Here is a 12,476-nt window from a genome sequence, read left to right as displayed (position 1 = left end):
GAAGGTATGAGTTGGGAAGAAAGTACAAAAAACAAGATGCTGAACTTACACTTGCCTACTGATCCTAGGTGGGTGGATATTGCTTCGATGAACTTGGAAGATATATTGGTAGATCATGCTTATTGTGAGCAAAAAGCGGCCTCCTCTTGTATTTCTTTGATTCTTAGATTTCCTGATTTGGATGAACTTGTAGATGTGCTTACACCTGTTGTGGCTGAGGAATGGGCTCATTTTGAGAGGGTAATGGAGCAAATTAGAAAGAGGGGCTACAATTTTGGGTTTCCTAGAAAGGATGTTTACGTGGTCAAGTTGTATGAATTTGTCCGTAAAGGAGGTTCCAGAATGGATCAGTTGACAGAACATTTGTTGATGAATGCTCTGATTGAGGCAAGAAGCTGTGAGCGGTTTAAATTGCTTTGGAAGAATATTCCTGATCAAGAGCTTCAACAGTTCTATTATGAACTGATGATTTCTGAGGCAGGGCATTACGTTAACTTTTTAGACTTAGCTCGAAAATATCAAGATCCAGAAAAGGTAAACAAAAGATGGCAAGAATGGTTGACTTTTGAAGGAGAAGTGCTAAAAGGGGTGGAAGTGCGCTCTGATAGAATGCACTAATATGTTTTTAAGTCTATGGGCGTGCAGTCTGATTTTTTTTTGATTAAATATTGGTTTTGTGTAGTTTTTATTAATAATATAAGGCTGATTTTTACCAAAAATAAAGGACTTTTGTTCTAAAGTGGACATGTTATGGAATTGCTCGAAAATATAAAGGAAGCCATTAGGTCTATTAAGTCCAACTGGCTTAGAACCATTTTGACAGGGCTGATTATAGCCATTGGTATTACCTCTTTGGTGGGTATGTTAACGGCTATTGATGGAATGAAGGCACAGATTGAAGAGAGCTTTTCTGGTTTTGGTGCAAATAATTTCGATGTTAGGTCAAAAAACCTTTCTGGTCAGAGTAGAACAATGGAAGGAGTTAGGGAAAAGCAATTCCCTCCTGTGAGTTTTCGCCAGGCCTCTGAATTCAAGGATAGTTATTCCGAAAGGGGGCTCTCTACAATTTATTGCTGGATTACTGGTGCTGCAGAAGTAAAAAGAGGTTCTGAAACTACCAATCCCAATACAAGAATTGTTGGGGTAGATGAAAACTATTTGTTGCTCAAAGGTTTGGATTTAGAGAGAGGTCGAAACTTCAGTAATGTTGAGATCAGGTATGGTAATAATGTATGTTTAATAGGCAGTGAGATTCTCACAACATTGTTTGAAAACCATGAGGATCCTTTGGGTGATTATGTGTCGTTTTTTGGCAATCGATATACCATTGTGGGTGTTTTAGAAGAACAAGGCGCTGTTGGTGGAGATTCTGGAGCGGATAGGAACATTTTTATACCCATTGAAAATGCATCAAGGCTAGATCAGACGGGTAACTTTAGGTATACCATTACCGCTTCAGCGTCAGATCCTACCAAGATGGATTATGAAATGGGACAAGCAACGGGTGTGATGAGGCAGGTGAGAGAGGACAGGATTGGAGAGGAAGACTCTTTTGAAGTGATAAAATCCAATAATGTAGGAGAAAGCTTGGAAGAAGTGGCTGGTTATTTGAGAATTGGAGGTTTTAGCATTGGGTTTATTACATTGCTTGGTGCTTCGGTGGGACTTATGAATATTATGTTGGTTTCCGTAACGGAGCGTACCCGAGAGATAGGCGTTAGAAAAGCTCTAGGAGCTACACCCAAAAAAATACGCCAACAGTTTTTGATTGAAGCGATAGTAATTTGTGTTATTGGTGGAGCTTTTGGTGTATTGCTTGGGATTGGAATAGGGAATATTGTTGCTAGTTTTGTAGGGCCTGGAGGCTTTTTAATTCCATGGATGTGGATGATATTGTCCTTTGTTGTATGTGTTATCGTGGGGCTGATCTCCGGTGTCATCCCTGCTATTAAGGCCAGTAAGCTCGATCCTATCGAAGCTTTGAGGTACGAATAAATTAGACAATGTCCGTTTTTCTTGGGTCGGGGCCATATTGGTTTTTTCCTTCTTCTCCTTTTTTGATCGCCAAATAGACGAAGCCAATTAAATTTACTGGTGGTGGAATAAGAAGATATAGAGCATACTTCCAGTCCAATCCTATATCATGAAGTCTTTTTATGGCCTGTACCAAAAGTAGAATGATGGTGGTAATTAATAGGATTCCAAAAATCACAAGAGTTAGCCAGTTTTGAACCTTGATAGACTCATACATGATCATCAAACAAAGCAAATTAATAAAATAAAATACGACAAACAGTGCAAGGTATTTTCTTCTGGTAATCCTTCCGGTAGGTTCAAGAACAGTCTTCATGATTTTTAGGGTTTATTTATATTATTTCAACAAGAAAGAGATGAAATTTGTTTGCTATGTAAATAAGCAAAAAACGCTCCATTTGGAGCGTTTTAAAATTCTAAACATGTTGTTCGTATATGATCTCTGGTTCTACTACATCTACAGTGCCTTTTTCGTTGATATCCCAAAGGGTTACCTTTTTGATCTCGTTTATGAGTAATGGATCATATTTGGCTGATACCCGGATATAATTTTCAGTGAAACCATGCATTAAACCATTTTCTACATCATCTTCAAATAAGACATCAAAGGTGCCTTTTAGATTTTCTTCATAGAATTTCCTTTTTTTCTTTTCTGATAATATCCTAAGCATTTTGGAGCGTTGGTGCCTTATTTTCATAGGGACAACCTCGTCCATATCAGATGCTCTGGTATTGGCTCTTTCAGAATAGGTAAATACATGAAGGTAAGAAACCGGAAGCTCGTTCAGAAAATTGTAGGTTTCTAGGAATAGCTCTTCGGTTTCTCCAGGAAAGCCAACAATCACATCCACGCCAATACAACAATGGGGCATCAATGTTTTTATTTTAGTTACCCTGTCTACATAGAGTTCACGTAAGTATCTTCTACCCATTTTTCTCAATATGGTATTACTACCAGATTGAAGAGGGATATGGAAATGAGGGACAAAACGTTTGGATTGTGAAGCAAATTCAATGATTTCATTGGTAAGCAAATTTGGCTCGATTGACGAAATCCTAAACCTTTCTATACCATTGATCTCGTCCAACGCTTTGACAAGGTCAGAAAACCTTTCTTTTCTCTTACCATCTTGAATACCAAAATCGCCTATATTGACTCCGGTTAAAACCACTTCCTTTACATCGGTCTGTGCAATTTCCTGAGCAGATTTTAGGATGTTTTCAATAGCGTCACTTCGGCTTTTCCCCCTTGCAAGGGGGATTGTGCAAAAAGCGCAACCATAATTGCAGCCATCCTGGACTTTGAGGAATGTCCTGGTGCGGTCATGCATGGAGTAGGCATTGTTGAAGGTAGTGGCTTCCTGAATTTCCGAAGCTAGTACTTTGGTTTCTTGTTCTTTGGCAAAGCCATCGAGAAGTTCGATCAAGCGAAATTTTTCGGCAGCTCCTAGGACAGCATCTACGCCTTTTATCTCAGAAATTTCTTTAGGCTTCAGTTGAGCATAGCAGCCGATTATGGTCACATAGGAGTTTGGGGAGATTTTTTTAGCCTCCTTTACAATCTTCTTACATTTTTTGTCGGCATTCTCGGTGACAGAACATGTATTGATAATGAAGATGTCTGGGCTGTCTTCAAAACCAACCTTTTTATAGCCCTTTTCTTCGAATTGACGACTTATAGTAGAAGTTTCGGAGTAGTTTAATTTACACCCCAATGTATAAAATGCTACCTTTTTCAAATCTTACCCCCTTGATTTTATATTAGAGTGCAAATTTAAGTATATTATTTTGGTTTTCAATTTTTGGTTCAGAATGAGGAATTTACCGTTATTTTAAGGGTTTCGTGATGAAATGAAGCTTATTTTATTGAAATAATGCGTTTTTTTTAAAGATTGGCTCAAAATAGTGCGATTTTTCTTTTTATTTCAGATTTTTGCTTATCTTCGCTACAGTTTTTAAACCACATTATTAAAACATGGCAACTTTACGACAAAAATCATTAATGATGGTGCAGTCAAGAGAAGATGTGTCTTTTGCAGCCCCGTCAACAAAAATCTCCGATTATTTTGGTTCTGAAGTTTTCGGTCTTTCTAAAATGAAAGAAGCTCTTGCTCCTTCAGTATATAAGAAGGTAAGTGAGGCGATCGAAAAAGGACAAAAAATTGATACTTCCAGTGCCGAAGAAGTAGCTACTGCAGCAAAAGCATGGGCGCTAGAAAAGGGTGTTACACACTATACCCACTGGTTTCAGCCATTAACCGGTTCTACAGCAGAAAAGCATGATACTTTCTTCGATGCACACGCAAGGATAGAAAGATTTAAAGGCTCAGCGCTTGTTCAGCAGGAGCCAGATGCTTCTTCTTTTCCTAATGGTGGTATAAGAACTACATTTGAAGCAAGGGGCTATACAGCTTGGGATCCAAGTTCTCCAATGTTTATTTTCGAGAACACCCTTTGTATTCCGACCATCTTCGTGTCGTACACAGGAGAGGCTTTGGATTATAAAACTCCATTATTGAAGTCAGTTGACGCAGTAAGTGCTGCAGCTGTGCCAATTTGTCAATTGTTTGACAGAAATGTAAAGAAAGTAAATCCTTCATTGGGTGTTGAGCAGGAGTACTTTGTGATCGACAAGGCACTTTATGCGGCAAGACCAGATTTGGTAATGGCTGGAAGAACTGTTTTTGGTCATAACCCAGCAAGGGGTCAGCAATTGGATGATCACTATTTTGGATCTATTCCAGGTAGAGTAAAGGCTTTCATGAAGCACTTCGAAATTGAGGCTTGGAAATTGGGTATTCCTGTTTCTACGCGTCACAATGAAGTGGCTCCAGGTCAGTTTGAAGTGGCTCCTGTATTCGAAGAGATCAACAAAGCTACCGACCATAACCAATTGTTGATGGACATGATGGATAAAGTGGCTGATCAACATGGTCTTAAAGTATTGTTCCATGAGAAGCCATTTGCTGGATTGAACGGAAGTGGTAAGCATAACAACTGGTCTTTGATCACAGATACTGGTGTTAACTTGTTCCAGCCAAGTAATTCTGCAAGAGAAAATCTTCAGTTCTTGACTTTCTTGGTGGCGACGATCAAAGCGGTTTATGATCATGCAGATATCTTAAGAGCAAGTATTGCTTCAGCTGCTAATGACTTTAGATTGGGTGCCAATGAGGCTCCTCCAGCGATCATCTCTGTTTTCTTAGGTTCCACCCTTACTAGTGTTTTGGATGAGCTTGAGAAAAATGGTAACATCAAGATCGAAAAAGGTGATAACATGTATATGAAGTTAGGAATCAACAAAATTCCTGAAATCATATTGGATAACACTGATAGAAACAGAACTTCTCCTTTTGCATTTACAGGTAACAAATTTGAGTTCAGGGCGGTAGGTTCTTCTGCCAACGTGGCTGGACCAATGACTGCATTGAACGTAATTGCTGCTGAAACCCTTCAAAACATGTATGCTGATATCAAGGCTGAAATGGAAGGAGGAAATGAGAAGAAAATTGCTATCGTTAATGTATTGAGAAAATACATCAAAGACAGTAAGAAAGTTAGATTTGAAGGAGATGGCTATTCTGAAGAGTGGGCTAATGAAGCTGAGAAAAGAGGTCTTTCTAACTTGAAGAGTACTCCATTTGCATTGGACATATTGGAAGCGAAATCTACTGCTTCTCTTTATGAAAAGCATAATGTTCTTAATGCCACTGAACTTCATGCAAGACATGAAATTCGTTTGGAAAATTACATCATGAAGGTTCAGATTGAATCTCGTGTGATGGGAGATCTTGCATTGAACCACATCATTCCAACAGCCATCCAATATCAAAACAAATTGATCGAAAATGCTAACGGATTGAAAGGTTTAGGTTTAGATGCTAAAGCTGCTATTGAAACTGTAAGCGAGATCAGTAAGCATATTGAATCATTGAAGGATAATGTTCTTGCGATGATCGATGCCAGAAGAAAGCTGAACAAAGAGGAAGATATCGTTAAGAGAGCTAAGGGTTATAGTACTGATGTAAAAGATGCATTCTTCGATAAAATCAGATATTCAGCTGATAAGCTAGAACTGTTCGTTGATGACGAATTCTGGCCATTAGTAAAATATAGAGAAATGTTGTTCTTGAGATAAGACTAACAAATAAATGTAGAAAGCCGGGAAATCCCGGCTTTTTTTATTCATAAGGATCGTATTGGTTCAATTCGGCAAGTTCAATAAACAATTTGGACACTTTTTTAGTGATATCCTTAAAGTACTTTTCTCCTTTTTCTTTAGAGGCTTTTTTAGGGTTGCCTATTCCAGTATCTCTGGTTACTCTTGACCATTTTCTTTCGGACCAAGCCCAGCCTTCCCTGATGCCTTCCACTAGTGATTTTCTTTCTTCTCCAAGTCCTGCTTCCTCTAATGGAAGAACCAAGTCTGGCTGAAGGTGTAGAATAAGGCTTGTTTCCATTTCATCAGCATGATCACCTTCATGCTCAAAGTATTGGGTTTTGTCCAAGGCCTTAAACCAGTTGCAGCTAGAGAAAAACATGTCGGGAAACTTTAGTCCCAATTCTCTTAATATTGTTTTAAAATCATTTCCTCCATGGCTATTGAGGATAAGAAGTTTTCTGACTTTCTGTCTGTGAAGCACTTCAGTAATATCATTTACAATGGCCAATTGGGTGCTAGGGTTAAGATTCATGTCCAAAAAAATGTCCGATTGTCCAGTATTAACCCCAAAAGGGACAGTTGGGAGAACCATGATGTGGGCTCCAGCTTCATAAGCCAATCTTCCCGCCTCTGCAGCAATGGATTCTGCTTCAAAATTATCAGTGCCATAAGGTAAGTGAAAGTTGTGGGCTTCTGTTGCCCCCCATGGTAAAATGGCCAAGTCAATATTTGTGTGTTTTAAGTCTTTCCAGTTAGATTCAGCAAGAATGTAAGGTCTCATGAGTGTTTTGTGAATTATAAGATGTTTGCCAATGGTTAATGAAGATCATGGTTTGATCCTGAATTTCTTTATGTCAATCTCTAAGTTTGGGGTACTAGCAAGCCTTTTGAAAAATACGCCGGTCTTTATTTTCTGATAAAAGCAGCGTGCTCTAATAATATAAGAAATTCCTTTCACTTCTTTAAATTGTTATAAAAACTTTAATTAACCATAGGCACTTTGGCAATTTGAGTATGATTAAATGTTTGGTTAATTCTAATATCTTTTTTAAAATTTTTAAAAATTAAATTAAAGTTGTAATTTTATTTCCTGTAATTAATGGTTTGAATCCTGTTGCTATTTAGTATGTTAAAAAAGAGCTGGCTTATATTGTTGTTAGGGATCATTTTTATTAGTTGGAATGCTTATGCCCAACATGATAACTTGCATCGTCGCTCTAGTGTTTATGAGGCACCAAAGGACCCTTTGGTAATTCAAAAACTTGATAAATGGCAGGATTTAAAATTTGGGATGATTATTCATTGGGGTGTTTATGCCGTCCCAGGGATGATTGAATCATGGGCTTTATGTTCTGAAGATTGGATCAACCGAGACAGTACAATTACTTATAATGACTTCAAAAAATGGTATTGGGGTTTAGCAGACGAGTTTAATCCGGTCAATTTTGATCCAGATCAGTGGGCTGATGCAGCAGATGCAGCAGGGATGAAATATTTAGTATTTACTACCAAACACCACGATGGGTTCAATATGTTCGATACCCAACAGACAGATTATAAAATTACAGCAGGCCCTTTTAAAAATCACCCTAAATCGAATGTGGCCAAGTATGTTTTTGAGGCCTTTAGAAAAAAGGACTTTATGATTGGGGCGTATTTCTCTAAACCTGACTGGCATTCTCAATATTATTGGTGGTCAAAGTATGCGACAGCTGACAGGAATAATAACTATGATATTCGCAAAAATCCTTGGAGATGGAATAAGTATAAAGAGTTTACTTATAGTCAAATAGGGGAGTTGATGCATGATTATGGTGATATTGATATTTTGTGGTTAGATGGTGGATGGGTTCGTCCATTGGAGACAGTAAATGAAGAGGTTCTTTCTTGGGGAGCTAGGATCCCTGAGTGGAGTCAGGATATTGATATGCCGAAGATTGCCAAGATGGCTAGAGAGGCACAGCCTGGTATTTTGATGGTGGATAGAACAGTGCATGGTCCATATGAGAATTATCAAACTCCAGAACAAAGTGTTCCTGCCGAGCAACTTGATGTGCCATGGGAATCATGTATGACTTTGGGACATTCATGGGGTTATCATCCAAGACAGAATTACAAGTCAGTGAATAAGGTAGTACACACTTTAGTTGAAGTGGTTGCCAAAGGAGGTAGCTTACTTTTAGGTGTGGGCCCAAAACCTGATGGAACCCTTCCTGATGAAGATGTGAAAAGATTGAAAGGTATTGGAGATTGGCTGGAGGTGAATGGAGAAGCTATCTACGATACTAGAACAGTCAATTACTACAAAGAAAATAACATTTATTTTACTCAGGACAAGAAAGGTAAGACTTTTGCCATTCTTTTGGTGGAAGAGAATATGGAAATTCCAAATACTGTTTCTTGGTCTACTCAACAGTCGGTAAAAGGGAAAAGCGTACGTCTACTGGATGGAAATAAGAAATTGGAAGTGAATAAAGGAGGGGGAGAAATAGTAGTGACAATACCAGAAAAAATAAGAAAAGAGATCAAGCAAAAAGAAGCAATTGTTTTTGCCTTTGAAAATGAATAAAAATATTTATTAGGGTCAAAGCCTGGGGGGAAGGATTCCCTTCGGGCTTTTTTTTGACTTCTTGGCTCATTTTTTGAACCTATATAGATGTTAGGGTTATTATTTATAAATTCTAATCTTATCTTCGTTAACCATAGAAAAACTTTTAATATGAAAGGGATTATTCTTGCCGGTGGATCCGGGACACGACTGTATCCATTAACTATTGCGGTCAGTAAACAACTTATGCCAGTTTATGATAAGCCAATGATTTACTATCCATTATCTGTTTTGATGATGGCTGGGATCAGGGAGATCTTGATTATTACTACTCCAGAAGACTCAGAAGCTTTTCAAAAGTTGTTGGGAGATGGCTCCCATTTGGGCTGTGAGTTTTCATTTGCAATTCAGCCTAAGCCAGAAGGTTTGGCGCAAGCTTTTGTAATCGGAGAGGAATTTATAGGTAAAGATAAAGTGGCATTGATATTAGGGGATAATATCTTTTATGGGTCAGGCTTACAAGAAACATTGATGAAACATACTGATCCAGAGGGAGGGGTTGTTTTTGCCTATCATGTTAATGACCCTCAACGTTATGGAGTGGTGGAGTTTAACAAAGACAAGAAAGCTATTAGCATCGAAGAAAAGCCAAAAGAACCAAAATCTAAATTTGCGGTTCCGGGACTCTATTTCTATGACAATCAAGTTGTGGAAATAGCCAAAGGTATAAAGCGTAGTGAAAGAGGGGAGCTTGAGATAACAGATGTAAATAATGCTTATTTAAAAGCAGGTAAACTAAGCGTGGGGATATTAAGTAGAGGGACAGCATGGTTAGATACAGGGACGCATCAGTCTCTCCTTCAAGCGGGTCAATTTGTGGAGGTGATTGAAGAGCGGCAAGGCTTAAAAATAGGATGTGTAGAAGAAATAGCTTATCGAAAAGGCTTTATTGATAAAGATCAACTCCTCAAGCTAGCTGATCAACTTGGGAAGAGCGGTTATGGGACTTATTTAAAAAGACTTTTATAAAGAGCAGAATTAATTCTGCTTTTTTATTTTGAAAACCATTTTTTCCAAAGTGGAAATGGAGAAAGGTACCTTTTGACAAAAAATTGTCCTTGCATCAACATGTCGTTGGTTTTGTTGCTGCCTGCATTGCCATCAAGTTCATCCGAGAGGGCAGTAAGCAGGCTTGCTTCAAAACCGATGTCCCAATTGTTTCCAAAAGCCATAGTACCCCCAATTCTAAGAGGGACATAAAGAGAGGTGGGAGTTGTTTTATTGATTACAACATTATTTTGGTTATTGGATGCAACAGCTTGTTCGCCAGGAACTGCCAAGAAGCCAAGCCCTACACCTGCATAGCCGTTAAATCTTGACCTCATGATATGGGTTTCAAAAGGGATAAAGTAAAACTCTGGCATTATATCCAGATAAAAGGCATTTCCTTGGAATGCATAGGCTTTGTTTTCTTCGCCCCATTCAAAAGCCCTATCCGAAAAGTGTTCGACATTACTGTTTACATGCTGGAATCCCATCGATGCTCTTAAGTTAATCCTATGGTTTAATTTCTTTGCTGCAGCGACTGTAACAGCTGCAGATATTGGGAATTCAAAATTTCTATAGGGACCTCCATTGTCAGCATAAATTGACCCTGGCCCTGCAGCAATGTGAAGAGAATAAACTCTTGGAATCCTTTCTCTATAAAAATTTTGGGCAGAGAGGCTGCCTGCGGTCAAGGTAGCCATCAAAAATAAAAGAAAAAAAATAGGTTTAGGAGACATATTTTTTTATTTGGGTTGGTTTACGTGTTTAAAACGTAAATAAATGTAAATTTATTTTTCAAAAGTTGCAATTTTTGTGCCAAAATACATTTATTTGATATTGAAATTATTTACTAATGAAGCTCACTGGAATACATCACATCGCAATTATTTGTTCAAATTACAAAGTGTCTAAAGAGTTTTACACTGATATTTTGGGTTTAAGTATCATTAGAGAAGTTTATCGGGAAGAGCGAGATTCCTATAAGCTTGATTTGGCTTTAAATGATCATTATGTTATTGAGTTGTTTTCTTTTCCATCACCGCCTTCTCGTACTAGTAGACCTGAAGCATGTGGATTGAGACACTTGGCATTTTCTGTTCAAGATATCAACAAGGCTTCAACATATTTGGTGGAGAAAGGCATAGTAGTTGAAAAAATAAGGGTTGATGAATTTACGGGTAAGAAGTTTACTTTTTTTGAGGATCCTGATGGGTTGCCTTTGGAGCTTTATGAAGTTTAAAACCACTTTTTTCTTTTGAAGTAGTAAATCATCAAAGCGGTCAGTATGATAAAGATCAGCCAGATGAGGGGATAGCCAAATGACCATTCTAACTCTGGCATTTCTTTAAAATTCATTCCATAAACACCTGCAATGAATGTGAGTGGAATAAAAATAGTAGCAATAACTGTGAGGGTCTTCATGACCTCATTTTGCTTGGTGCTCAGTTGTGTCATGTACATTTCGGCCAAAGTACCCATCGCTTCTCTTTGCAACTCCAAGTTCTCTAATATTTCAATGCTATTTTCATAGATGTCATTGATGTATGTTATGTTTTTTTTCTTGATTAGCGCATGATCTGATTTTTTCCATTGTGAAAAAATTTCTCTCATAGGCCATGAGTTTTTCCGTACCATGCTCAGTGTTTTTCTGTGGTGATAAATGTCAGATAGGTTAATGTTGTTTTTCTGACCAATGATTCGATCCTCCATTTTTTCAATGGCATCTGCGATGAGTTCTAATATGGTATAGTATTCATCGACAATTGAATCAATGAGCGTATAAGTAAAATAATCTGTTCCCAACCGTCTCATTTTGCCTTTTGGGTTTTCTAGTCTTGTTCTAATGGGGTCGAAAATATCTTGAGGGTTTTCCTGAAATGAAATGATAAAGTTGCTTCCAAAGAGAATACTCAAGTGCTCAACTTGAATTTCTTTTATACCGTTTTTGGAATACAGCATCTTGGTTACAATAAAAATGTAATCATCAAATTCTTCGATTTTAGGGCGTTGATCTGAGGAGATGATGGCTTCGATAACCAATGGATGTAAATTGAATAAGGAGCCTATTTGTGTGATCAGTTCCTTGTTGGAAATGGTGCTGATATTTAACCAAAATTTGCTGTCTTGTTGAAGAAGGAAAGGTTGGACTTGTTCAACATTCTTAATGAGGTGTTTTTCGAATTTGTTTTCACCAAAACTATAAAGTTCAAGGATGGGAGAAGTTATTTTGCCGATATCAATGTTTTTTGACATGGTCAGGCAATGTTTCTACTAGCTTTTGGCTCGTCAGTGGTTTTTCTATAAAGCCTTGGACAGAAAGGTATTCTTCTGATTTTTTTCTATCCTGAAAATCAATGGAACTGGAAAGCATTAAGATAACATCATCTCTTCCGGTACAATTTTGCTCATATTGATCCAGAAAGTCCCAGCCGTTCATGACAGGCATATTGATGTCCAATAAAATTAAAAGCTTTTTATTATGTCCTAAAGCGATGATTTGCTCTAATGCATTTTCTGCCTCTAAAAATTCTTCAACATTAGAACTTAGGTTCATTTTACTGATCAACCTCTTGTTAATGAGGTTGTTAATAGGGTCATCATCTATTAAAACAATTGAATCAAATGAAAACATCAATCGTACCTTAAAATTTCCAATCTTCTAATACCAATTCGCAGTAAGATACA

12 protein-coding genes are annotated in these 12,476 nt (G+C 37.8%); 6 read left to right on the top strand and 6 right to left on the bottom strand.

From position 1 onward, the window contains the following. Window positions 1-6 precede the first annotated feature (6 nt). Entirely contained in the window at window positions 7-618 is a 612-nt protein-coding gene (gene miaE, locus IFO69_RS02395; protein ID WP_192007685.1) for a tRNA-(ms[2]io[6]A)-hydroxylase, read from the top strand. A gap of 132 nt (window positions 619-750) precedes the next feature. Then, window positions 751-1,995 carry an ABC transporter permease gene (locus tag IFO69_RS02390; RefSeq protein WP_192007678.1) on the top strand — a complete coding sequence of 415 codons (1,245 nt, stop codon included), beginning with the start codon at window positions 751-753 and terminating at the stop codon, window positions 1,993-1,995. 1 nt (window position 1,996) lies between these two features. Here the strand turns inward: IFO69_RS02390 and IFO69_RS02385 are convergent, their stop codons facing one another. Continuing rightward, entirely contained in the window at window positions 1,997-2,350 is a 354-nt protein-coding gene (locus tag IFO69_RS02385) for a DUF805 domain-containing protein (RefSeq protein WP_192007671.1), read from the bottom strand. Window positions 2,351-2,450: 100 nt separating this feature from the next. Then, window positions 2,451-3,773 carry a tRNA (N(6)-L-threonylcarbamoyladenosine(37)-C(2))-methylthiotransferase MtaB gene (gene mtaB, locus IFO69_RS02380; protein WP_192007666.1) on the bottom strand — a complete coding sequence of 441 codons (1,323 nt, stop codon included), beginning with the start codon at window positions 3,771-3,773 and terminating at the stop codon, window positions 2,451-2,453. 236 nt (window positions 3,774-4,009) lie between these two features. Here mtaB and IFO69_RS02375 point away from each other — a divergent pair, with 236 nt between their 5' ends. Then, entirely contained in the window at window positions 4,010-6,172 is a 2,163-nt protein-coding gene (locus IFO69_RS02375; protein WP_192007661.1) for a glutamine synthetase III family protein, read from the top strand. Between the two features lie 43 nt (window positions 6,173-6,215). Here IFO69_RS02375 and IFO69_RS02370 read toward each other — a convergent pair whose 3' ends face one another. Next, window positions 6,216-6,977 carry a creatininase family protein gene (locus IFO69_RS02370; protein ID WP_192007656.1) on the bottom strand — a complete coding sequence of 254 codons (762 nt, stop codon included), beginning with the start codon at window positions 6,975-6,977 and terminating at the stop codon, window positions 6,216-6,218. Between the two features lie 345 nt (window positions 6,978-7,322). Here IFO69_RS02370 and IFO69_RS02365 point away from each other — a divergent pair, with 345 nt between their 5' ends. Continuing rightward, window positions 7,323-8,765 carry an alpha-L-fucosidase gene (locus IFO69_RS02365; protein ID WP_192007653.1) on the top strand — a complete coding sequence of 481 codons (1,443 nt, stop codon included), beginning with the start codon at window positions 7,323-7,325 and terminating at the stop codon, window positions 8,763-8,765. A 150-nt stretch (window positions 8,766-8,915) separates the two neighbouring features. Beyond that, window positions 8,916-9,773, top strand: a complete 858-nt coding sequence (gene rfbA / locus IFO69_RS02360; protein WP_192007651.1) for a glucose-1-phosphate thymidylyltransferase RfbA — start codon at window positions 8,916-8,918, stop codon at window positions 9,771-9,773. 23 nt (window positions 9,774-9,796) lie between these two features. Here the strand turns inward: rfbA and IFO69_RS02355 are convergent, their stop codons facing one another. Next, a complete protein-coding gene (locus tag IFO69_RS02355) occupies window positions 9,797-10,528 on the bottom strand; it encodes a DUF6089 family protein (protein WP_192007649.1) in 732 nt (243 codons plus the stop codon). Window positions 10,529-10,644: 116 nt separating this feature from the next. Between IFO69_RS02355 and gloA2 the strand changes: the two genes are divergently transcribed. Beyond that, window positions 10,645-11,031, top strand: coding sequence for an SMU1112c/YaeR family gloxylase I-like metalloprotein (gene gloA2 / locus IFO69_RS02350; protein ID WP_192007647.1), 387 nt, complete (start codon window positions 10,645-10,647; stop codon window positions 11,029-11,031). Here the strand turns inward: gloA2 and corA are convergent. Both corA and IFO69_RS02340 read right to left on the bottom strand, forming a co-directional pair. Beyond that, on the bottom strand, window positions 11,028-12,044 hold the full coding sequence (gene corA, locus IFO69_RS02345) for a magnesium/cobalt transporter CorA (RefSeq protein WP_192007645.1): 1,017 nt from the start codon (window positions 12,042-12,044) through the stop codon (window positions 11,028-11,030). The two genes, gloA2 and corA, sit on opposite strands and share 4 nt — an antisense overlap. After that, on the bottom strand, window positions 12,028-12,423 hold the full coding sequence (locus tag IFO69_RS02340) for a response regulator (protein WP_192007643.1): 396 nt from the start codon (window positions 12,421-12,423) through the stop codon (window positions 12,028-12,030). The genes corA and IFO69_RS02340 overlap by 17 nt, the downstream gene beginning before the upstream one ends. Between the last annotated feature and the right edge of the window lie 53 nt (window positions 12,424-12,476).

The sequence above is a fragment of the Echinicola arenosa genome, from assembly GCF_014841125.1.
GTDB classification, from domain to species: domain Bacteria; phylum Bacteroidota; class Bacteroidia; order Cytophagales; family Cyclobacteriaceae; genus Echinicola; species Echinicola arenosa.
This window is presented reverse-complemented; position numbering and strand designations above follow the sequence as displayed.

Bases quoted from the DNA above. Each gene is read 5' to 3' on its own strand.
- miaE (WP_192007685.1), top strand. From the start codon at position 7: ATGAGTTGGGAAGAAAGTACAAAAAACAAGATGCTGAACTTACACTTG.
- IFO69_RS02375 (WP_192007661.1), top strand. From the start codon at position 4,010: ATGGCAACTTTACGACAAAAATCATTAATGATGGTGCAGTCAAGAGAA.
- corA (WP_192007645.1), bottom strand. From the start codon at position 12,044: ATGTCAAAAAACATTGATATCGGCAAAATAACTTCTCCCATCCTTGAA.
- IFO69_RS02390 (WP_192007678.1), top strand. From the start codon at position 751: ATGGAATTGCTCGAAAATATAAAGGAAGCCATTAGGTCTATTAAGTCC.
- IFO69_RS02355 (WP_192007649.1), bottom strand. From the start codon at position 10,528: ATGTCTCCTAAACCTATTTTTTTTCTTTTATTTTTGATGGCTACCTTG.
- IFO69_RS02385 (WP_192007671.1), bottom strand. From the start codon at position 2,350: ATGAAGACTGTTCTTGAACCTACCGGAAGGATTACCAGAAGAAAATAC.
- gloA2 (WP_192007647.1), top strand. From the start codon at position 10,645: ATGAAGCTCACTGGAATACATCACATCGCAATTATTTGTTCAAATTAC.
- IFO69_RS02370 (WP_192007656.1), bottom strand. From the start codon at position 6,977: ATGAGACCTTACATTCTTGCTGAATCTAACTGGAAAGACTTAAAACAC.
- IFO69_RS02340 (WP_192007643.1), bottom strand. From the start codon at position 12,423: ATGTTTTCATTTGATTCAATTGTTTTAATAGATGATGACCCTATTAAC.
- rfbA (WP_192007651.1), top strand. From the start codon at position 8,916: ATGAAAGGGATTATTCTTGCCGGTGGATCCGGGACACGACTGTATCCA.
- IFO69_RS02365 (WP_192007653.1), top strand. From the start codon at position 7,323: ATGTTAAAAAAGAGCTGGCTTATATTGTTGTTAGGGATCATTTTTATT.